Raw genomic sequence first — 19,182 nt, 5'->3', positions numbered from 1 at the left:
CTTTTCTTCCTTGGCGGCAGGCTTCTCGGAGGCTGCGGCGGAGCCGTCGCCTACGCGGGCGATGACGGCACCGACGTCGACGGTGTCATCTTCCTCGGCGAGGATTTCAACGAGGGTGCCGGCGACTGGGGACGGGATTTCGGTGTCGACCTTGTCGGTGGAGACCTCGAGGAGTGGTTCGTCGACCTCAACGGTGTCGCCGACGGACTTCAGCCACTGGGTGATGGTGCCTTCGGTGACGGACTCACCGAGTTCCGGCATCTCCACATCGGTGGCGTCACCAGAAGCAGCAGGCTTGTCCTCAGACTTCTCTTCGGCCTTGGGCTCTTCCTTCTTTTCTTCTGCCTTCGGCTCTGCCTTTTCTTCCTTGGCGGCAGGCTTCTCGGAGGCTGCGGCGGAGCCGTCGCCTACGCGGGCGATGACGGCACCGACGTCGACGGTGTCATCTTCCTCGGCGAGGATTTCAACGAGGGTGCCGGCGACTGGGGACGGGATTTCGGTGTCGACCTTGTCGGTGGAGACCTCGAGGAGTGGTTCGTCGACCTCAACGGTGTCGCCGACGGACTTCAGCCACTGGGTGATGGTGCCCTCGGTGACGGACTCACCGAGTTCCGGCATCTCTACGTCGGTGGCGTCACCAGAAGCAGCCGGAGCCTCAGACTCAGCGTCCTCAGCAGGCTTGTCCGGGGTCTCAGCAGCCTTCTCAGAAGAGTCCTCCGACTCCTCGGCAGCTGGTGCGGACTCGCCCTCATCACCGATGATCGCGATGACCTCGCCCACGTCTACGGTGTCATCTTCCTCAGCCTTGATTTCGAGGATGGTGCCGGCGACCGGGGAAGGGATTTCGGTGTCGACCTTGTCGGTGGAGACCTCGAGCAAAGGTTCGTCGACCTCAACGGTGTCACCGACGGACTTCAGCCACTGGGTAATCGTGCCTTCGGTTACAGATTCGCCCAGTTCGGGCATCACAACAGAGTGTGCCATAAGTATTAAGACTCCTCGAAAGTTGGAATTTTTGAAACGCTAGTGATTGATTCTACAGCGTGTTTATAAAAGGCGCGCATGGGTGGGGTTAATTGGGGCATCCTCCGCGTGAAGTGGCTGAAGGTGGCCTCCGGTAGGCTAAAGAGCCATGTTCAACCCCTTCCGCCGCAATAGCTCTAAGTCCCAACTGCGCCCACCCCGCGCACCGGGGGAGACCATTCGCGCTGAAGATGCGCAGGAGCTTCAAGCCTGGGTTCAAGGGCGGGCCTATGTTGAGGCATTTGTGGAGCCGGAGACCGTGGTCAACGAGATGTCGGTCGTTGTGGTTGATGAAAGCGGTGCCTTCATCCGCCGCCGCATCGGCGGGCCTAAGGGGATTGACGCGGTGGCGAAGCTTCTGGGCTGCGATGTCTATGACGTCGAAGAGACTGGTTACCCGCAGCGCATGCGCGAGCGCATCGAGCGAGAGCGCATTCTGCGCAAACGTGAGGAACAGCGCGAGCGCCGCGAACGTTTTGAGCAGCGCCAGCAGCAGAATGAGCGCGACGACAGATAATCAGTTACAACGCCTGGTGCCTAGCCTTGAACGATGGTGGCGCCTGCCTTGGCCAGTTCCTCCAGGGCGGCGGCGCCGCGGGCCTCGTCGACGGGCGCGCAATAGTCTGCCAGAACCCGCACGGTGAAGCCTTCCTTCAGGGCATCGGCAGCCGTCGCGCGCACGCAGTGATCGGTGGCAATGCCAACGATGTCCACGGCGGTGACGTTGTGCTCGCGCAACCAATCCGCCAATGAAACACCATCAGCCGCGCCCTCGAAGCCGGAGTAGGCGGCGGTATATTCGCCCTTCTTGAAATAGGCCTGGGCGGGCCCGATGGCCTCGTGCATCGCGGCGCCGAAAGAATCAGCCACGCAGTGCGTGGGCCAGGTATCAACGAAGTCGGGATTCGCAGAGAAATGTGTGCCCGGGTCGATATGCCAATCCTGTGTCGCTACGACCGTGTCATAGGACGTCTGTAGCGCACCGATGCGCTCAGCAACCTCGTTACCACGTTCAGTGCCGAGGGCTCCGCCGGGGCAAAAATCATGTTGGACATCGACAATGATGAGTGCAGGTGTCATACGCGGCAATTCTATACCCTGGGAAGCGATGAAAACACCGATTCCTTTTTATCTACAGAAGATTCTTGATGGCGTACACGATCACGATTCCGGTGAAGTAGCGGACTACATCCCGGAACTGGCCAGTGCGAACCCAAATCAGTTGGGGGTTGCGCTGTGCTCAGTAACGGGCCACCTTTATAGCGCCGGTGACGCGGAAAGCCGCTTCACCATCCAGTCCATCTCAAAACCATTTGTGTATGCTCTCGCGCTGAGTGAGCTGGGGCTTGACGCGGTGCGTGACGTCGTCGGCCTCGAGCCCTCCGGGCAGGCTTTCAACGAGCTTTCGCTGGCCAAAGACCACCGCCCAGTGAATCCGATGATCAACGCTGGTGCCATTGTGGTCAACCAGCTCATCAACGGCGTGGATTCCACCGTGGAAGATCGCGTGGAAAAGATTCGTTCCTTCATCTCCAAGCTGGCGGGGCGCGAGGTGGACGTCGACAAGCGCCTGTGTGACTCCGAACTGGAGCACGCCGAGCGTAACCTCTCCCTCGCCCACATGCTGCGCTCCTATGGCATCATTCAGGACGATGCCCACGACGCAGTGCTGTCCTATACCTCGCAGTGCGCGCTGTCGGTCGACGTGCGCGACCTCGCCGTCATGACCGCCACCTTGGCCAATGGTGGGCGCCAGCCGGTGACGGGGGAGAAGATTCTGGACGCCGATGTGTGCCGCATGACCTTGGCGGTAATGAGTTCCTGTTGCATGTATGACGGCGCTGGGCGCTGGATGACTGAAGTGGGAATCCCCGCTAAGTCGGGTGTATCCGGCGGTCTCATCGGCACGCTGCCGGGCCAGATCGGTGTGGCGACGTTCTCGCCGCGCCTCGATGAGCAGGGAAATAGCGTGCGCGGCACCGCAATCTTCCGCGAGCTGTCCTCCGATATGGGCCTGCACCTGATGTCCACGGAGAACCGCTTCGGTGTGCACCCCGTGCGCAGCGTTGACGAAGACGATGACACGGCGATCATCCGCCTGCAGGGTCACATCAACTTCACCGCAACAGAAGCCATCCTCCACGAGCTGGAGGAGCGCCAGTTCTCCGGCAAGCGCCTGGCCCTGGACTTCTCCCAGGTCTCTGGGTTGCACAAAGTGGGCCGGCGCATGCTCAAGGAAGGCCTGCGCCGGCTGCGAGAGGGTGGCAACGAGGTGGCGCTTGTCGACGACCACGGGGTCGTCACCGACCGCGCTATGTCCGACGGCACCGTCCTCCCGCTGGCTGACAAGGAGGACTACGTTATCGCCGGCGAAGAGGTGTGAGCGGCCTAAAGCCGCTCACACGAGGGGGCGACTTGAAGACGCTCTGATTTAGGCTTCGGAAATCTCGCGCAGCGCTGCCACCACGGTGCGCACCGGCACACCGGTGGCGCGCTTCGGGGTGTAGCCGCGCGGGGCGGAACCATTCCAGGAGGGGCCGGCGATATCGATGTGGGCCCACTCGATGCCCTCGCCCACGAACTGCTTGAGGTAGGTACCAGCGAACTCCATGCCGCCCTCGCGCTTAGCGTTGATGTTGCGGATATCCGCGGCCTGGGACTTGATCTCCTCGTCGTGCTCTTCCAGCAGCGGCATGGCCCAGGCGTTCTCGCCGACCTCGCGGCCGATTTCGGCGAGGCGATCGCGGAAGACCTCGGAGCCCATGATGCCGGAGGTACGCGAACCCAGTGCCACAATCTGTGCGCCGGTAAGCGTAGCGGTTTCGATGAGGTAATCCGGCTTGTCCTCGCTGGCGCGGGCGATGGCATCCGACAGTACGAGGCGGCCCTCAGCGTCGGTGTTGAGCACCTCGGAGGTCAGCCCGCCGTAGTGGGTAATGACATCGCCCGGGCGGGTGGCACCAGAGCCCGGCATGTTCTCTGCCAACGGCAGGGTAGCGGTGATCTGTACCGGCAGCTTCAACTTGGCAGCAGCGATGATGGTGGCCGCCATAGCAGCCGAGCCACCCATGTCAGAGATCATGTCCCACATGCCATTGCCGGGCTTGAGGGAAATACCGCCGGTATCGAAGGTAATGCCCTTACCCACGAGAGCCACGTGCTTCTTGGCCTTCTTGGGCTTCCAGCTCAGGCGCACCAAGCGCGGTGGGCGGGCCGAGCCCTTGCCCACGGCCAAGATGCCGCCGAAGCCCTGTTTCTTAAGCTGCTTTTCATCGAGGACCTCGACGTCCAATCCAGCTTCCTTCGCCTCACCGGAAAGGAACGCGGCGTAGGACTCCGGGTAAAGCTCGTTCGCCGGGGTGTTCACCAGGTCGCGGGCGATCAAGACAGACTCAGCCACGGTGCGGGCAGCCTCGAATTCTTCGGAAACAGACTTATCAGCCACCACGATGAAGGTGGACGGCTGCTCCTTCTCCGTGAGCTCGGTGGAGCGGATACCGCGGTAGGCATAGCCGCCGAGGATGAGGCCCTCAACAGTGGCCGTAACGCCGAAGTCCGCCAGGGTGGTCACGATGGTGCCCACGCCTGCGGTGGCGCGAGCGGCGCTGCCGGTAGCGCGGCGCAATGCTTCATCATCGAGTTCCTCGACGCCGCCCAAACCCAACGCGATGACCTGCGCAGCACCCGCCTTCTGTGGGGCGGGAACCTTCACGATCTCCCCGGCCTTGCCCGTCGCGCCCACGGCGGCGAGGGCCTCATACGTCGAGCGCAGTGCAGAAGAGCCGAGCAGGGAGATGCCCGGAACCTCGAGTCCCTCTTCGCCGGCAAAGGTTGCGATCAGCAGGGCGTCCGCCTGCTTGGGGGCCTTTTTGGCCAGCTCAACGGTGGGGAAAGAGCCGCGTGCGGGCAGTTCGAACGTGGAAGAAGCCACGGTGTCCTCCTTGAGAAAAATGACAATGGGATACTCCTCACACCCTACCCGTGTCCATGACGTGGAACGCGGAAGGACTATTCATCCATAGGTTGATTGCTTCACAGCTTCTCCCTGAGTGAGTTCGTTGGGGCATTTCTGCACTTCTATAGGTGTCTGGGGAGTACGCTGTGATGCATGTTGAATTACACCGTGACGCGAACTGACAACCCCACCTCCCCAGAGCGCCTGCAGGAGATTCTGGCGAACCCCGGCTTTGGTAAGTACTTCACCGACCACATGGTGACGATTGACTGGACCGAGGACAAGGGTTGGCACGACGCGCAGGTGCGCTCCTACGCGCCGTTCAGCATGGATCCGGCCTCCACTGTCTTCCACTACGGCCAGGCCATCTTCGAGGGCATCAAGGCCTACCGCCAGCCCGACGGCAGCATCGCCACCTTCCGCCCAGAGCAGAACGCGCAGCGTCTGCAGGCTTCTGCTGAGCGCATGGCAATGCCGCAGCTGCCAGAAGAGGAGTTCATCGAATCCCTGCGCCAGCTTGTCGACGTCGACCAGGCCTGGGTCCCCGAAGCCGGCGGCGAGGCAGCTCTGTACTTCCGCCCCTTCATGATCGCTACTGATGTCTCCCTGGGCGTGCACCCGGCGCACTCCTATCGCTATGTTGTTATCGCCTCCCCAGCAGGCGCGTACTTCACCGGCGGCATCAAGCCGGTGTCCGTCTGGCTGTCCACCGACTACGTCCGCGCTGCTCCCGGCGGCACGGGCGCGGCCAAGTTTGCCGGTAACTATGCAGCCTCCCTTCTCGCCCAGGCGCAGGCAGCGGAAAAGGGCTGCGACCAGGTGGTGTGGCTGGACGCCATCGACCGCACTTACATCGAGGAAATGGGAGGCATGAACCTGGCCTTCGTCTATGGCGAAGAGGGCAACCAAACCCTGGTGACCCCAGCGCTGTCGGGTTCTCTGCTGCCGGGCATTACCCGCGCCTCGCTTCTGCAGGTTGCTGAGGACATGGGTCTGAAGGTGGAAGAACGCCGCATCACCTATAAGGAGTGGGAGCAGGACGTTGCCTCCGGCGCGATGGTGGAGGCCTTCGCCTGCGGTACCGCGGCCGTTATTACCCCGGTGGGTCACGTCATGGGCAACGAGACCGACTTCCACATCAACAACGATGAGGCCGGTGCCACGACGATGGCTCTGCGCGAGCGCCTCACCGGCATCCAGCGTGGGTCCGTGGAGGATACCCACGGCTGGCTGCACACGCTGGTTGAAGCGAAATAAGTAAGCTGTCTAGGCGAGCTCGGCGGCCAGCTGCACCAGCGGCAAGGCCGCGAGCGCGCCGAGAGGGAAACCTTCACTCAGGTTTAAATCAAGCAGTGGGCTAAGGCCCAGCTCCTTGAGTGCGAGGGCATAAGCCGGATCGGGGGTCGTACTGCCAGCGCGCAGCCAGCCCTTCACGCCGGGCGCGGTGCGCTCGGCCAAGACGGCAGCGGTGGCGGCCACGGGGCCGTCGATAAGCACCGGCGTACGCCGCGCCGTGGCCTGCGCGATGAAACCCACTAACGCTGCGAGAGCCGGGGAACCGATGGTCTGCACGACCTCCCAGCCCTCTAGGTTGCGGGCGCGGAACATGGAGTCACGCACAACGCTCACGCGGGCCTTCCACTGCGCATCCGTGATACCGCTGGCGAGCGTATTCGTCCCCACGATCGCTACAGGTTCGGTGTGGGTGATCCGGCCCATAACACTGGTGGCAACGGTCTCCGTGCCGATGTCACAAGCGGACGCGATGAGCAGGTCGGCGCCGGAATCGATCTCCCGATCTGCCGTGGTCATGCCTAGGCTTACGAAGGAGTCGCACTCCGCAGGGGACATGGCGGTAGTGCTGCCGCGCGGCTCAGAGTTTTCGGAGCCGCTGCTGGTGCACTCGACGAAGTCGATGCCCGCCCCCGCCCGCTGTGCAGCGCTGAGGAGATTATCGCGCCACTGTTCCTCATCAGCGGGGGAGTGCTGCGTGATACCCACGCCGTCAACAGTGCGTTCAGCGCTGGGGCGGGCGCTTTCAAAGACGACGGCCCGGGGCCGCTCAAGCGCTGTGGCCTGCGAAGAATCCTGCGCTGCCGCCAGCCATGCAGCAATCTCTGCCATGCGGTTTGGTTGTGCTGCGGTTGAAGGGCGCAGCTGGGGAACGGCGGTGAATTCAGGCATGTGTCCTCCGGCCTAGACGGTGGCCCCGCGCTCCACCTGCGGACGCGGCGTGCGCCACTTGCGTGGCTGGGAGGCGCGGGAGTACGCGTAGAACCCTAGACCAAAACCGGCCTCGGTGGTGCCGGGGAACTTCAGGCGCACGGCGTTGTTGCACTTGCGCGCGAGCCAGAAGCCCTCGACAGCGAAGACCACGATGACCGCCATCGCGCCGATCGAGATGATCTGGGACAGACGCGGGTCCCGGGTGCTGACGAACATGAGCACCAGCAGCACGATGGCAAAGGGCATGACCCACTCGTTAATGAAGCGGTGGGAATCTACCCAATCGCGCACGTAGCGGCGGACATCGCCCTTATCGCGGGCGAGGAGGTAGCGCTCGTCGCCCGCGGCCATGCGTTCCTGTGCCACCTTGTTGCGCTCGCGGGACTCTTGGCGCTCCTTGCGCTTGTATTCCTTCCACTCTGCCTTAGACATGGAAGCTTTGAGTTCCTTGCGGTGCTGGTAGCGCTGCGCGTCCGACATTCCTCGGGGATCTCGCTTAACACCGCGGGCGATTTCTTGCGCATCGCGCTTGGGTGTGGGGCGGCCCTTCGGCGGCGTGTAGCCCTTGCGGTGCGGTTTCTCGGCGGCGGGTTGCTCTTCCGGCGCCGGGGTGTGCTCGGCGGGGGAAGAAGTCTTGTCATCTTTTTGCCACGGAAGTTTCACGCTGTTTAGCGTACAAGGTCGCGCGGACATAACGGGAATAGGCCCGCGGGAGATGGCGTTGTGGTGAGGGAACAGGGCGCCAGTGAACCACTAGTGAACTGTGAGGCATCCTTTCTTCCTCTTGTATGAGGGGGTAGGGTGGGCTCCAGAAAAAATTCCGTAAACATAATGAGGAGAAATCATGACCGCTCCCGCGTCTGCAACCGGAGTTATCCTGACCGAGGCCGCTGCGGCTAAGGCAAAGTCCCTGCTTGATCAGGAAGGCCGCGATGATCTGTCACTGCGCATTGCCGTTCAGCCGGGCGGCTGCGCGGGTCTGCGCTACCAGCTCTACTTCGATGACCGCACCCTGGATGGTGACAAGGTAGACACCATTGGTGGAGTCAATCTCGTTGTGGACAAGATGTCCATCCCGTACCTCACCGGTGCCAAGATCGACTTCTCCGACACTATTGAGGCCCAGGGCTTTACCATTGATAACCCCAATGCTGGCGGATCCTGCGCTTGTGGTGACTCCTTCAATTAAAGTCACATAGACGATATACCGAAGCCCTCGCCGTGTGGCGAGGGCTTCGCTTTTTTATTCTTTATCCTTATTAGAGCTTCACGGGGTAGTCGCGCTGCTCAATCTTCGGGTCGATGCGCTCCTCCACGAAGATGCCATGCCAAATCATGAAGGACAGCACCGTCCACAGGCGGCGGGAGTGATCGGAGATTCCGTCACGGTGCTCCTTGAGCATCTCCAGAACTTCCTTCTTGTTGAAGATGTCCTCGGTCTGGGACTCCGTGATCTGATCCTGGGCCCAACCGTAAAGCTCATCGCCGGCCAACCAGTGGCGCATGGGAACCGGGAAGCCCAGTTTCTTGCGGTGCAGTACGTGCGGCGGGACAATCTGCTCCATGGCTTTGCGCAGCGCGTACTTGGTGGTGCCGTGCGAAATCTTGAGGTCATAGGGGATAGTTTCCGCGACCTTGAACACTTCCTTGTCAAGGAAAGGAACGCGCAGCTCTAGGGAGTTGGCCATGTTCATCTTGTCGGCCTTGACCAGAATATCGCCGCGCATCCACGTAAACAGGTCGAGGTGCTGCATGCGGGCTACCGGGTCAAAGTCCTGGGACTGCGCATAAATCGGCGCGGTGACCTCGCGGTGGTCCCACTCCGGCTTAGCCCACGGGAGCACCCGCTGGAGCTGCTCGAAGTTGAAGGAACGAGCGTTGCCGTAATAGCGCTCCTCCATGGTCATGGAGCCGCGGTTGAGCAGGGACTTGCCCTTCATACCTTCGGGGAGGACCTGCGAGAGCTTGCCCAAGCCACGGCGCAGCGGGGAGGGGATCTTCTCGAACGGGGCTAGCGAGAGTGGCTCCTTATAAATGGTGTAGCCGCCAAAGAGCTCGTCCGCACCTTCACCGGAGAGCACTACCTTGACGTGCTTACGGGCTTCCTGGGCCACGAAGTACAGCGGAACGAGGGAGGGATCCGCGACGGGGTTGTCCAGGTACCACATGATCTTCGGTACAGCCTCGGCGTATTCCTCGGGGGAGACGATCTTGACGATGTGCTCTACACCGATGGCTGCGGCGGACTCGGCGGCTACGTCTACCTCGGAGTAGCCTTCGCGTTCGAAGCCAGTGGTGAAGGTGAGGAGGTCCGGGTTATGCCGCTTGGCCAAGGCTGCGATGGCGGTGGAGTCGATGCCGCCCGAGAGAAAGGAGCCGACGGTCACATCGGCACGCATGTGCTTCTCGACGCTATCCTCCAACGCCCGGGCAATCTTATCGAAGAGCTTCTGCTCCTCGCCTTGCTTCACTGGCTGAATGGGGAAGCGGGGCTTGAAGTAGCGCTCAGATACAACTTTTTCGCCAGGGCGAAGCGTAACGGTGCAGCCAGACTCGACGCGGCGAATATTGGCGTGGAGGGACTCCGGCTCAGGCACGTACTGCAAGTCCACGTAGTGCTCGATGGCGCGCCTATCAAGGCTGAGGTCTAGACCCAGCGAATCGGCCATCGAGAGGATGCACTTCATTTCAGAGGCAAAAACGGCGCCGGCGTCGGTGGTGGCGTAGTAGAGGGGCTTGATGCCGAACTGGTCGCGCGCGGCAAACATCGTCCGAGTTTCGGTATCCCAGATGACGAAGCCGAACATGCCGCGCAGGTGCTCGACAACGTCCTTGCCCCAATGGTGGTAGCCGACGACGATGGGCTCGCCATCGCCTTCAGTATTGAAGGTGTAGCCAGCTGCGCTGAGCTCTTTGCGCAGCTCCACGTAGTTATAAATCTCGCCATTGAAGGTGAGGGCATAGCGCTCGGGGTTGTCCTCGGGGCCCCAGCGAAGCGGCTGGTTCGAGTGCTCTAAATCAATAATGGATAGACGGTTAAAGCCGAAGGCTGCATCCTCGTCATGCCAGGTGCCGGCAGCGTCGGGGCCGCGGTGGCGCATGCACTGGAGGGATTGCTCGAGGGCCTCCAGGTGCTGGGTGGCATTGCGATCGGCGCTCAGTAGCGCGCAGAGTCCGCACATAAACTTGCTTCTCCTTATATATCAAGCTTCATCTTTGACACACTTTACGGCCGGATCCGGAGGATCTGCGAACCCCGCGCCGCGCTCCCCGTTAGGGTGCGAACTTTCGGATGATGCACAGCTGTACGCTCTGTGAATTGGGTCATAGCGGGTAGGGGGAGGGTGGGGTAGTCGGTGTGACCTTGTGCAGGTGGGCCGGTAACATCCCGTACGTTCACTATTTATAGAGCGGGGCCAGCGTCTAATCAGTCCAGCGAAAAGGTCTGAAATTCAGGCAGGATCCTCTATCCTGATTGGGTAGGAATGCTCTGTGAGTATTCGAGAAGTTTGTGTGCACAGAAAGGCAGAACACACGTGGGACAGCGTAAGCAACGCAACCTCGGCCGTAAGGCGGGCCTAGCGGGCGTCATCGCTCTGGGCGGTCTAGCTCTGGCAGGTTGTGACGTCGCAGCACCGACGGCCGTTGAGAACCTCCTTGGCATGGGTTGGCCGAAGGGTGTGACCCCTGAGGCGACCTCGATGTACAACTTCTGGATCTGGGTCTGGGTTGCTGCATGGATTATCGGTTTCATTATGTGGGGTCTGTTCCTCACCGCTATCTTCCGCTGGAGTGCGAAGAAGGCTGAGAAGGCTGGCAAGGGCGAGTTCCCGAAGCAGCTGCAGTACAACGTGCCGCTGGAGATGGCTCTGACCATCATTCCGATTCTCATCATCATGGGTCTGTTCTTCTTCACGGTTCAGGCACAGCAGAAGGTGACGGCGTTGGATAAGAACCCTGAAGTTACCGTCGACGTCACGGCTTTCCAGTGGAACTGGAAGTTCGGCTACGCCGAGAACAAGGTTGATGGCGAGAACTACGATGGTGCCGATGCTGAGCGCCAGAAGCTCGCTGAGGAATCTTCCATGGATCCGGAGGGCACTGAGAACCCGAACCCGATCCACGGTAAGTCCATGGGTGACATCTCTTACCTCAACTTCAACAAGATTGAGACCGTCGGTACCACCGAAGAGGTTCCGGTCCTGGTTCTGCCGGTAGACACCCCGATTGAGTTCCGTCTCGCCTCCGGCGATGTTTCCCACTCCTTCTGGGTTCCGGAGTTCCTGTTTAAGCGCGATGCCTACGCACACCCGGAGAACAACTCTCAGGAGCGTCGCTTCCAGGTAGAGAAGATTGAGGAAAAGGGCGCCTTCGTTGGTCGCTGTGCTGAGATGTGCGGTACTTACCACGCCATGATGAACTTTGAGATTCGCGTCGTTGACCGCGCAGACTTCAACGAGTACCTCAAGTTCCGTGAGGAGAACCCGCAGGCAACCAACGCCGAGGCTCTCGAGCACATCGGTGAAGAGCCCTACGCAGTTACCACCGCTCCGTTCAACTCTCTGCGCGACACCCGCGATGCCGACAACTTCGTCGACACCGCTGAGGCGGCATAAGAAAAGGAACTGATAGAAAATGCGTGCAACATCTAAGGTCTTCTATTCCATCGCGACCTACCTCTTCGTGTCGCTCATCGTCTACACCATTGGCGTTAATTACGTCAAGGATGATGGCTACATGTACGGCACCGAGTGGGTTGGCATCGTGGGTATGGTCCTCGCAATGCTTCTCTGCCTCATGTTGGGTGGCTACCTGCACTTCACCGAAAACCGCTCCGACATCGTACCGGAAGATTGGGAAGAGGCGGAGACTGAAGACGCAGCCGGTATCCTCGGCTTCTTCTCTCCGAGCTCCATCTGGCCACTGTGCATGACTGGCTCCATTGCGGTGCTGGGTCTTGGCATCATCTACCTCTACTTCTGGATGATCATCCTGGGCGCAGTCCTGCTCGTCACCTCCGTGACTGGCCTGTCCCTGCAGTATGGCCTTCCGAAGGAAAAGCACTAAAGCTTAACCCTTTCCCCCGCGCTTTCTAGCGTCACGACTTCTCACGCCCCCGCCACGCATCGTGGCGGGGGCGTTGTCGTTGATAAGACTGCGTCGTACAGTGTTGTGGAAAGTTCCCAAAATTGGCGAAAGAATTTCGCTGCGGGTGGAACGCTGGGGGAGTGGGCGACTGTCGAAAGCGTGTAACTGTAGGTCTGTGCCTAGAGTTCCAGCACGTTAACGGCCATTTTTACGGGGGTCAACCGAAAGTTGCAGTCCTGCGCTTTCGCCGGCGGGGGCGGGTGTGATTTATCTCATTAGCGTTGGTCTGCCCGGAATTGAACTGCGGGAAAACGTACCGATTCTTGCCCTGTTGCTGGCTTCGCAACAATCGTTGCCAAGTCTCACTACCTGCAGGGATGGGGCGTCGTAAAGCGTGCTAAAAAGTTCCCGGCTATTTCCTGGAAGACCTATGGTCCGCACCCAGGGTTAAAACTGTGAAGGTCTAGGTCGTAACCTCCAAAAGATCGGGGGGAAATGAGATGACTTATGCGGCTGGACCAGCCATACTGTTATGCGTGACGAGCGTAGTTTCTAACCAAGGTATGGCAGCACCACGTGTTGCCGCGCTGAACCGACCCAACATGGTCAGCGTCGGCACCATCGTGTTCCTGTCTCAGGAATTGATGTTCTTTGCTGGACTGTTCGCGATGTGGTTCACCTCGCGTGCGAACGGCCAGGAGGGTGACTGGGCAGAGCACACGGCGCACATCAACGTGCCCATGGGCTTCCTCATTACGAGTGTCCTGGTTCTTTCCTCCGTGACCTCTCAGTTCGGCGTGTTTGCAGCAGAAAGGGGTGACGTTTACAAGCTCCGACTCTGGTACTCGGTAACCATCGCGTTGGGTGTTGTCTTCTTGGGCATCATGGCGTTCGAGTGGACAGAGTTGATCATGGCTGGTGTCACTGTTCAGTCCAGCGTGTTCGGTTCGGTCTTCTACATCCTGACCGGCTTCCACGCGGCCCACGTGACTGCGGGTCTGATTTCCTTCGGAATCATCTTGGCGCGCATTGCGCGCTCCAAGTTCACGCCTGCACAGGCCACCGCGGCAATGGCAGTGTCTTACTACTGGCACTTCGTTGACGTTGTGTGGATCGGCGTGTTCGTAGTCATCTACCTAGTTCAGTAGGTCGTAGTCGCCGGAGAATATCCGGCCTACAGTCATTCATCTCCATGTACGAGTTATCTAAAGGAAAATGATGGATAACATCCAGCAGCCCGCCGCAGTGGAAGACACCACTGCCGCGGCTAAGAAGACCCGCCGTCGCCGCAAGGCGAAGCGCACGCTTGCTGGCGTCTTTGCACTGAGCATCGGGCTTACCGGCGCAGGTGTCTTGGCTTCCGCCCTGACCCCTGATGCACAGGTGGCCACCGCCGCAAAGGATGACCAGGCACTCGTCCAAGAGGGCAAGGACATCTACGAAGTCGCTTGTATCACCTGCCACGGTGCGAACCTGCAGGGTATCCAGGACCGCGGTCCTTCCCTCGTTGGTATTGGCGCCGGCTCCGTGTACTTCCAGGTTCACTCCGGCCGTATGCCGATGATGTCTAACGACGCTCAGGCGGAGCGCAAGACTCCGCGCTACACCGAGCAGCAGACCCTGGCGCTTGCCGCCTACGTCGCTGCCAACGGTGGCGGTGCCGACATCGTCTACGACGAGGATGGCTCCGTTGCGCAGGAGTCCCTGCGCGGCGCTAACTACAACGGTCAGATCCAGGCAGAGGACGTAGCAAAAGGCTCCGAGCTCTTCCGTATGAACTGCGCCTCCTGCCACAACTTCACCGGTAGGGGAGGCGCCCTTTCCTCTGGTAAGTTCGCTCCGCCGCTAGACCCCGCCAACGAGCAGGAGATCTACCAGGCAATGCTGACCGGTCCGCAGAACATGCCTAAGTTCTCTGACCGTCAGCTGACCGCAGATGAGAAGAAGGACATCATCGCCTACCTCAAGTCTGCGAAGGAAACCCCGTCTCCGGCTGGTTGGTCGCTCGGCGGCCTCGGTCCGGTGGCTGAGGGCCTGGCAATGTGGATTATCGGCATCAGCCTTCTGTGCGTTGCCGCTATGTGGATTGGATCTCGCTCATGAGCAACGTAAAGAAGAATTACTCTCGTAAAGAGCTCGATGCTATGAGCAACGACGAGCTCGCAGCGCTCGGTACCGAGCTGGATGATGTCACCGTTGCCTTCCGCAAGGAGCGCTTCCCAGTCGAGGGAGACCCCGCTGAGAAGCGCGCTGCCGGCAATGTCACCTTCTGGCTTATCATCTCCGTCCTGATGGGTATCGCTTTCCTTGGCGTGTACCTCTTCTGGCCGTGGGAGTACAAGATGCTGGGTGAGGATGGCCTGTGGTGGCATACCCTTTACACCCCGCTGCTTGGCCTGACCTCTGGTCTGTGCATCCTGGGCCTGGGCTTCGCCATTGTCCAGTACGTCAAGAAGATTCTCCCCGAGGAGATTTCCGTTCAGCGTCGCCACGATGGTCCTTCCGAAGAGGTTGACCGTCGCACGCTGACCGCACTCCTCAACGACTCCTGGACCACTTCGACTCTGGGTCGTCGTAAGACCATCATGGGTCTGCTCGGCGGTGCTGGCGTTCTCTTCGGCCTTACCGTCATTGCTCCGCTCGGCGGCGCTATCAACAACCCGTGGAAGAAGCGCCACGACTTGGACTACACCGGTGACGGCACACTGTGGACCTCCGGTTGGACCATGCACGAGAAGGGCGTCAAGCTCTACCTCGCACGCGACACCGGTACCATCGCTGAGAAGCACGAGGGTGAGTCCGGCTCTCACTACACCACGCGCGGTGTTACCCGCCTGGTGCGTGTGCGTCCGGAGGATCTCGCTGCCGGTGGTATGGAGACCGTCTTCCCGTTGGCTGCTGAGGACGTCAACGATGGTGCTGAGTACTCCGAGGATAAGGATGTCTACACCAACCACATGCACTCCATCCATGGCAACCGTAACGCCGTGATGCTCATCCGCCTGCGCAACGATGATGCCAAGAAGGCCATCGAGCGCAAGGGTCAGGAAGACTTCCACTACGGCGATTACTACGCCTACTCCAAGATTTGTACCCACATTGGTTGCCCGACCTCGCTGTACGAGGCTCAGACCAACCGCATTCTTTGCCCGTGCCACCAGTCGCAGTTCGATGCACTGCACTACGGCAAGCCGGTCTTCGGCCCGGCCGCTCGTGCGCTGCCGCAGCTGCCGATTGACGTAGACGAAGAGGGCTACCTCATTGCAAAGGGCAACTTCATCGAGCCCGTCGGACCTGCATTCTGGGAGCGTAAGTCATAATGAGTAACAAACTTGCACAGATGGGTAACAACATGGACGAGCGGTACTCCGCTGCCGGCGTCCTGCGTACCCAGCTCAACAAAGTCTTTCCCACTCACTGGTCCTTCATGCTCGGTGAGATGGCACTGTACAGCTTCATCATCTTGGTGCTGACCGGCATCTACTTGGCGCTGTTCTTCGATCCTTCCATCACGAAGGTCATCTATGACGGCGGCTACACTCCGCTGAACGGCGTCGAGATGTCCCGCGCTTATGCAACGGCGCTGGATATTTCCTTTGAGGTGCGCGGCGGCCTCTTCGTCCGCCAGATGCACCACTGGGCAGCACTCATGTTCATGATGTCCATGATTGCCCACATGCTGCGCATCTTCTTCACCGGTGCGTTCCGCCGCCCGCGTGAGGCTAACTGGATTATCGGTTGCGCTCTGATCCTTCTGGGCATGGTCGAGGGCTTCCTCGGTTACTCCCTCCCGGACGACCTGCTCTCCGGTGTTGGTCTGCGAATCATGTCCGCCATCATCCTGGGTCTGCCGATCATCGGTACCTGGCTGCACTGGGCCATCTTCGGTGGCGACTTCCCGTCCGACCTGATGCTGGACCGCTTCTACATCCTGCACGTGCTGGTTATCCCGGGCATCATCCTGGGCCTCATCGCAGCTCACCTCATCATGGTCTGGTTCCAGAAGCACACCCAGTTCCCTGGACCGGGTCGCGCTGAGAACAACGTTGTCGGTGTTCGCATTATGCCGGTCTTCGCTACGAAGGCCATCGGCATGGGCATGATGGTTGCCGGCGTGCTGGCTCTCATCTCTGGTCTGATGACGATTAACGCCATTTGGAACCTTGGCCCGTACAACCCGTCCCAGGTCTCCGCTGGTTCCCAGCCGGATATTTACATGCTGTGGACTGATGGTGTTGCTCGTGTCATGCCGGCATGGGAGCTCTACATCGGCAATTACACCATTCCGTCTGCCTTCTGGGTTGCACTGCTCTGTGGTCTGATGGTTGTCCTGCTCTTCGCCTACCCCTTCATTGAGAAGAAGCTGACTGGCGACGACGCTCACCACAACCTCCTGCAGCGCCCGCGTGACGTTCCGGTTCGCTCCGCTATCGGTGCGGCTGCCATCGTCTTCTTCCTGCTGGTAACGCTGTCTGGTGGTAACGACCACGTGGCACACTTCTTCCAAATCTCGCTGAATGCGATGACCTGGGTTGGCCGTATCGGTCTGATTGTCCTGCCGCCGATTGCATACTTTATGACCTACCGCATTTGTGTTGGTCTGCAGCGCTCCGACCGTGAGGTGCTGGAGCACGGTATTGAGACCGGCGTCATCAAGCAGCTGCCGAATGGTGCCTTCATCGAGGTTCACCAGCCGCTCGGTCCGGTCGATGATCATGGCCATCCGATTCCGCTCGAGTACGCTGGCGCCCAGGTTCCGAAGCAGCTTAACCAGCTTGGTCTGGCTGATTCCGAGACGCAGGGTATCTTCTCCACCGATGACCCGGCTATCGTGTCCCGCGTCAACGAGATTCGCCACGAGAACCACGCTGAGGAGACGGAGATGTTCCGTCAGCTCAACGAGGCTAACCGTCGCGAGGACGAGGAGAATGGCCGCATTTAGCGCCTTCACTCACTGAAACACGCTCACAGAGCCCGTACCGCCTTCCATGTACTAGGGAGGGGGTACGGGCTTTCAGCGTTTATTTGTATGAGGCGTATTAAGTGAAGTCCCGGTCAGCCTTTGGCTGACCGGTCACGACGGGCTCTTGCGGTCTTCCGCTTGCTTCGCTTCCTAAGCAGTGATCTCCATGGGGTAAGTGGGTAGGGGCCCTTCTGTCCGTGCATGAGCGGCGCGGATAAAGGGCAATCTATATATAGAGCAATGAGTTTCGTCCACTCGATGGACGGGATGCTTTCTCATTTTTTGCCCCTTATGCGGGCCCCTGATGCGTGCTAATAGGGCTAGAGGGTGCTTAAGCCCCTTTCTAATTGAAGATCTGTTCTTTCGGTGAGACCGGTGCGCTAGTTGGAGTTCCCGGCGTTGGTAGGAAGAGATTCAAGGGAAGAGGCGGGGCCTATTACTGAGACAAGCGGTAAGTTCCAGAATTCATGATTCCCTTAGGTTTCGAGCGTCCTTAGTAGTTGAATTCAAGCGGATTGCTCGGTCCCGTGGCCGGAATCGCTGCGATGAGTGTCGTGCGTGATTGAACAGTGCGCTTTTCGAGCTTCTCTCTTTATATGTATGGCTATTGTTGCATCGCCGTTGTTCGCGAGTGCTGAAAGGCGGAATGCGTGCGGTGCTGGGAGAGGGATTTCTTTCAACGGTCCGTGCTGTTTGAGGCTCGGATGGGAGTTGGTAGTGGGTCAAATGGGGCTTTTGTTAAAGCCCATTACGGCGGTGTGACGAAGGTTACATCACTAGTTTTGTGAAGCTTTCCCGTTGACGTATTGTGTCAATGGTCTAGCGATCGTGGCGCGCCCCTGAGGCGCTGATGTCGCTGCTCAGGCCATGCTTCCGACGATAGTTATTGTGCACTGGAGTGAAAAAATTCCACACTATGTCGTTTAGGTTGCCATTTGATAACAGGACGGTAACGGGGTTGGTTTTGCGTTTCTGACTCGACATCGCTTGTGATGGTTTCGTAACCTATTCGAGACATTGAGTTACCGACACGGTGTACACATCACCGGTGCTCAATACGAACTGAAGATTTAAGCGCCGCGTCTGGCCCCTCCTAAAAATTCGGGGGCCGAGTGGAGATGGCTCTACAGGAATGGGTCATCGTCGAACGCTAGGCCCGTCCCTTGGGTCAGAGCTTTTTCCGCGTTGCGAAGGCAAATGCAAGGTTTTCCTTCTTTGGCGGAGAAAGTAGGCGCGCAGGAAGATTTGGAGTTTAAATTCGTGGCTAAGCACCGTCGTCAGGGCAACCTAAACACCCGTCGCATTGCATCCACCGCTGCTATTGCAGCAACCGCAGCAGTTGTCACCCCGGCAGCCGCCAACGCCGCCGAGGTTGTTGTTCCGAACACCGACATCCGCTTCGAGGTTGCCGGCCTGGAGAACGTTCCGAACATCCAGCAGCTGCCGAACGTTGACCGCTACATCCCGGCTTTCAGGGCTAACCAGGGTGGCGGCTACGCCGCTGCTGTTGAGACCCCGGCCGCCGCAGCCCCGGCACCGTCCCAGTCTGTGGGCGAGAAGGTGCTCGCAGCCGCTCGTTCCGCAATCGGTTCCCCGTACGTCTACGGTGCCAATGGTCCGAGCGCCTTCGATTGCTCTGGCCTGACCTCCTGGGCCTACCAGCAGGCTGGTGTGTCCATCCCGCGTACCTCTCAGGCGCAGGCTTCCGCAGGTACCCCGGTGTCCCTCGATGCGCTGCAGCCGGGCGACATCATCGTGTACTACTCCGGTGCATCCCACGTCGGCATCTACGCTGGCAATGGCACCATCATTGACGCTCTGAACTCCGGCACCCCGGTGGGCGAGCGCTCCCTGCACTACATGCCGATTCACTCCGCAGTTCGCTTCTAAGCGCGCTGGGTAGTCTTTTCAACCCCTTCCGCTGCTC

Annotated in this window: 17 protein-coding genes; 11 read left to right on the top strand and 6 right to left on the bottom strand. The window is 59.8% G+C overall.

Annotated features, from left to right (window positions below):
* Positions 1-984 (bottom strand): biotin/lipoyl-containing protein (locus HMPREF2978_RS01410; RefSeq protein ID WP_305764105.1); only part of this gene is annotated, 984 nt, incomplete at its 3' end.
* Positions 985-1,132: 148 nt separating this feature from the next.
* Between HMPREF2978_RS01410 and HMPREF2978_RS01405 the strand changes: the two genes are divergently transcribed.
* A complete protein-coding gene (locus HMPREF2978_RS01405; RefSeq protein WP_070743676.1) occupies positions 1,133-1,540 on the top strand; it encodes an oxidoreductase in 408 nt (135 codons plus the stop codon).
* Positions 1,541-1,560: 20 nt separating this feature from the next.
* Here HMPREF2978_RS01405 and HMPREF2978_RS01400 read toward each other — a convergent pair whose 3' ends face one another.
* Positions 1,561-2,103 (bottom strand): isochorismatase family protein, encoded by a 543-nt coding sequence (locus HMPREF2978_RS01400; RefSeq protein ID WP_070743673.1) that lies wholly within the window; start codon positions 2,101-2,103, stop codon positions 1,561-1,563.
* Between the two features lie 28 nt (positions 2,104-2,131).
* Here HMPREF2978_RS01400 and HMPREF2978_RS01395 point away from each other — a divergent pair, with 28 nt between their 5' ends.
* On the top strand, positions 2,132-3,406 hold the full coding sequence (locus HMPREF2978_RS01395; protein WP_070743669.1) for a glutaminase: 1,275 nt from the start codon (positions 2,132-2,134) through the stop codon (positions 3,404-3,406).
* A 48-nt stretch (positions 3,407-3,454) separates the two neighbouring features.
* On the opposite strand, the gene HMPREF2978_RS01390 is transcribed toward HMPREF2978_RS01395, so the two are convergent.
* Entirely contained in the window at positions 3,455-4,954 is a 1,500-nt protein-coding gene (locus tag HMPREF2978_RS01390; RefSeq protein WP_070743665.1) for a leucyl aminopeptidase, read from the bottom strand.
* Positions 4,955-5,131: 177 nt separating this feature from the next.
* Between HMPREF2978_RS01390 and HMPREF2978_RS01385 the strand changes: the two genes are divergently transcribed.
* Complete coding sequence (locus HMPREF2978_RS01385) at positions 5,132-6,235, top strand: branched-chain amino acid aminotransferase (protein ID WP_070743662.1); 1,104 nt, start codon at positions 5,132-5,134, stop codon at positions 6,233-6,235.
* 9 nt (positions 6,236-6,244) lie between these two features.
* Here HMPREF2978_RS01385 and HMPREF2978_RS01380 read toward each other — a convergent pair whose 3' ends face one another.
* Both HMPREF2978_RS01380 and HMPREF2978_RS01375 read right to left on the bottom strand, forming a co-directional pair.
* Positions 6,245-7,162 carry a nicotinate-nucleotide--dimethylbenzimidazole phosphoribosyltransferase gene (locus tag HMPREF2978_RS01380; RefSeq protein ID WP_070526629.1) on the bottom strand — a complete coding sequence of 306 codons (918 nt, stop codon included), beginning with the start codon at positions 7,160-7,162 and terminating at the stop codon, positions 6,245-6,247.
* Between the two features lie 12 nt (positions 7,163-7,174).
* Complete coding sequence (locus HMPREF2978_RS01375) at positions 7,175-7,867, bottom strand: DUF3043 domain-containing protein (RefSeq protein WP_010190581.1); 693 nt, start codon at positions 7,865-7,867, stop codon at positions 7,175-7,177.
* A gap of 181 nt (positions 7,868-8,048) precedes the next feature.
* On the opposite strand from HMPREF2978_RS01375, the gene HMPREF2978_RS01370 reads away from it, so the two are divergent.
* Complete coding sequence (locus HMPREF2978_RS01370; RefSeq protein ID WP_070526632.1) at positions 8,049-8,393, top strand: HesB/IscA family protein; 345 nt, start codon at positions 8,049-8,051, stop codon at positions 8,391-8,393.
* Between the two features lie 70 nt (positions 8,394-8,463).
* Here HMPREF2978_RS01370 and asnB read toward each other — a convergent pair whose 3' ends face one another.
* Positions 8,464-10,386 carry an asparagine synthase (glutamine-hydrolyzing) gene (asnB, locus tag HMPREF2978_RS01365; RefSeq protein ID WP_070743659.1) on the bottom strand — a complete coding sequence of 641 codons (1,923 nt, stop codon included), beginning with the start codon at positions 10,384-10,386 and terminating at the stop codon, positions 8,464-8,466.
* A gap of 354 nt (positions 10,387-10,740) precedes the next feature.
* Between asnB and HMPREF2978_RS01360 the strand changes: the two genes are divergently transcribed.
* The 7 genes from HMPREF2978_RS01360 (at position 10,741) to HMPREF2978_RS01330 (ending at position 19,145) form a co-directional block, all read left to right on the top strand.
* Positions 10,741-11,820, top strand: a complete 1,080-nt coding sequence (locus HMPREF2978_RS01360) for an aa3-type cytochrome oxidase subunit II (RefSeq protein WP_070526638.1) — start codon at positions 10,741-10,743, stop codon at positions 11,818-11,820.
* A 19-nt stretch (positions 11,821-11,839) separates the two neighbouring features.
* Positions 11,840-12,271, top strand: coding sequence for an aa3-type cytochrome oxidase subunit IV (locus tag HMPREF2978_RS01355; protein WP_070526641.1), 432 nt, complete (start codon positions 11,840-11,842; stop codon positions 12,269-12,271).
* Between the two features lie 584 nt (positions 12,272-12,855).
* Positions 12,856-13,440 (top strand): aa3-type cytochrome oxidase subunit III, encoded by a 585-nt coding sequence (locus HMPREF2978_RS01350; protein WP_198531141.1) that lies wholly within the window; start codon positions 12,856-12,858, stop codon positions 13,438-13,440.
* A gap of 67 nt (positions 13,441-13,507) precedes the next feature.
* A complete protein-coding gene (locus HMPREF2978_RS01345; RefSeq protein WP_029159009.1) occupies positions 13,508-14,395 on the top strand; it encodes a cytochrome bc1 complex diheme cytochrome c subunit in 888 nt (295 codons plus the stop codon).
* Positions 14,392-15,612 carry a cytochrome bc1 complex Rieske iron-sulfur subunit gene (locus HMPREF2978_RS01340; protein ID WP_070526647.1) on the top strand — a complete coding sequence of 407 codons (1,221 nt, stop codon included), beginning with the start codon at positions 14,392-14,394 and terminating at the stop codon, positions 15,610-15,612. Before HMPREF2978_RS01345 ends, HMPREF2978_RS01340 begins: the two co-directional genes overlap by 4 nt.
* Positions 15,612-17,234, top strand: coding sequence for a cytochrome bc1 complex cytochrome b subunit (locus HMPREF2978_RS01335; protein WP_070526650.1), 1,623 nt, complete (start codon positions 15,612-15,614; stop codon positions 17,232-17,234). The genes HMPREF2978_RS01340 and HMPREF2978_RS01335 overlap by 1 nt, the downstream gene beginning before the upstream one ends.
* 1,281 nt (positions 17,235-18,515) lie before the next feature.
* Entirely contained in the window at positions 18,516-19,145 is a 630-nt protein-coding gene (locus HMPREF2978_RS01330) for a C40 family peptidase (RefSeq protein WP_070743691.1), read from the top strand.
* Positions 19,146-19,182 lie beyond the last annotated feature (37 nt).

Origin of the sequence: Corynebacterium sp. HMSC074C01 (assembly GCF_001814605.1) — a bacterium.
Classification (GTDB): domain Bacteria; phylum Actinomycetota; class Actinomycetes; order Mycobacteriales; family Mycobacteriaceae; genus Corynebacterium.
This window is presented reverse-complemented; position numbering and strand designations above follow the sequence as displayed.

Bases quoted from the DNA above. Each gene is read 5' to 3' on its own strand.
- HMPREF2978_RS01405 (WP_070743676.1), top strand. From the start codon at position 1,133: ATGTTCAACCCCTTCCGCCGCAATAGCTCTAAGTCCCAACTGCGCCCA.
- HMPREF2978_RS01400 (WP_070743673.1), bottom strand. From the start codon at position 2,103: ATGACACCTGCACTCATCATTGTCGATGTCCAACATGATTTTTGCCCC.
- HMPREF2978_RS01395 (WP_070743669.1), top strand. From the start codon at position 2,132: ATGAAAACACCGATTCCTTTTTATCTACAGAAGATTCTTGATGGCGTA.
- HMPREF2978_RS01385 (WP_070743662.1), top strand. From the start codon at position 5,132: ATGTTGAATTACACCGTGACGCGAACTGACAACCCCACCTCCCCAGAG.
- HMPREF2978_RS01380 (WP_070526629.1), bottom strand. From the start codon at position 7,162: ATGCCTGAATTCACCGCCGTTCCCCAGCTGCGCCCTTCAACCGCAGCA.
- HMPREF2978_RS01370 (WP_070526632.1), top strand. From the start codon at position 8,049: ATGACCGCTCCCGCGTCTGCAACCGGAGTTATCCTGACCGAGGCCGCT.
- asnB (WP_070743659.1), bottom strand. From the start codon at position 10,386: ATGTGCGGACTCTGCGCGCTACTGAGCGCCGATCGCAATGCCACCCAG.
- HMPREF2978_RS01355 (WP_070526641.1), top strand. From the start codon at position 11,840: ATGCGTGCAACATCTAAGGTCTTCTATTCCATCGCGACCTACCTCTTC.
- HMPREF2978_RS01350 (WP_198531141.1), top strand. From the start codon at position 12,856: ATGGCAGCACCACGTGTTGCCGCGCTGAACCGACCCAACATGGTCAGC.
- HMPREF2978_RS01345 (WP_029159009.1), top strand. From the start codon at position 13,508: ATGATGGATAACATCCAGCAGCCCGCCGCAGTGGAAGACACCACTGCC.
- HMPREF2978_RS01340 (WP_070526647.1), top strand. From the start codon at position 14,392: ATGAGCAACGTAAAGAAGAATTACTCTCGTAAAGAGCTCGATGCTATG.
- HMPREF2978_RS01335 (WP_070526650.1), top strand. From the start codon at position 15,612: ATGAGTAACAAACTTGCACAGATGGGTAACAACATGGACGAGCGGTAC.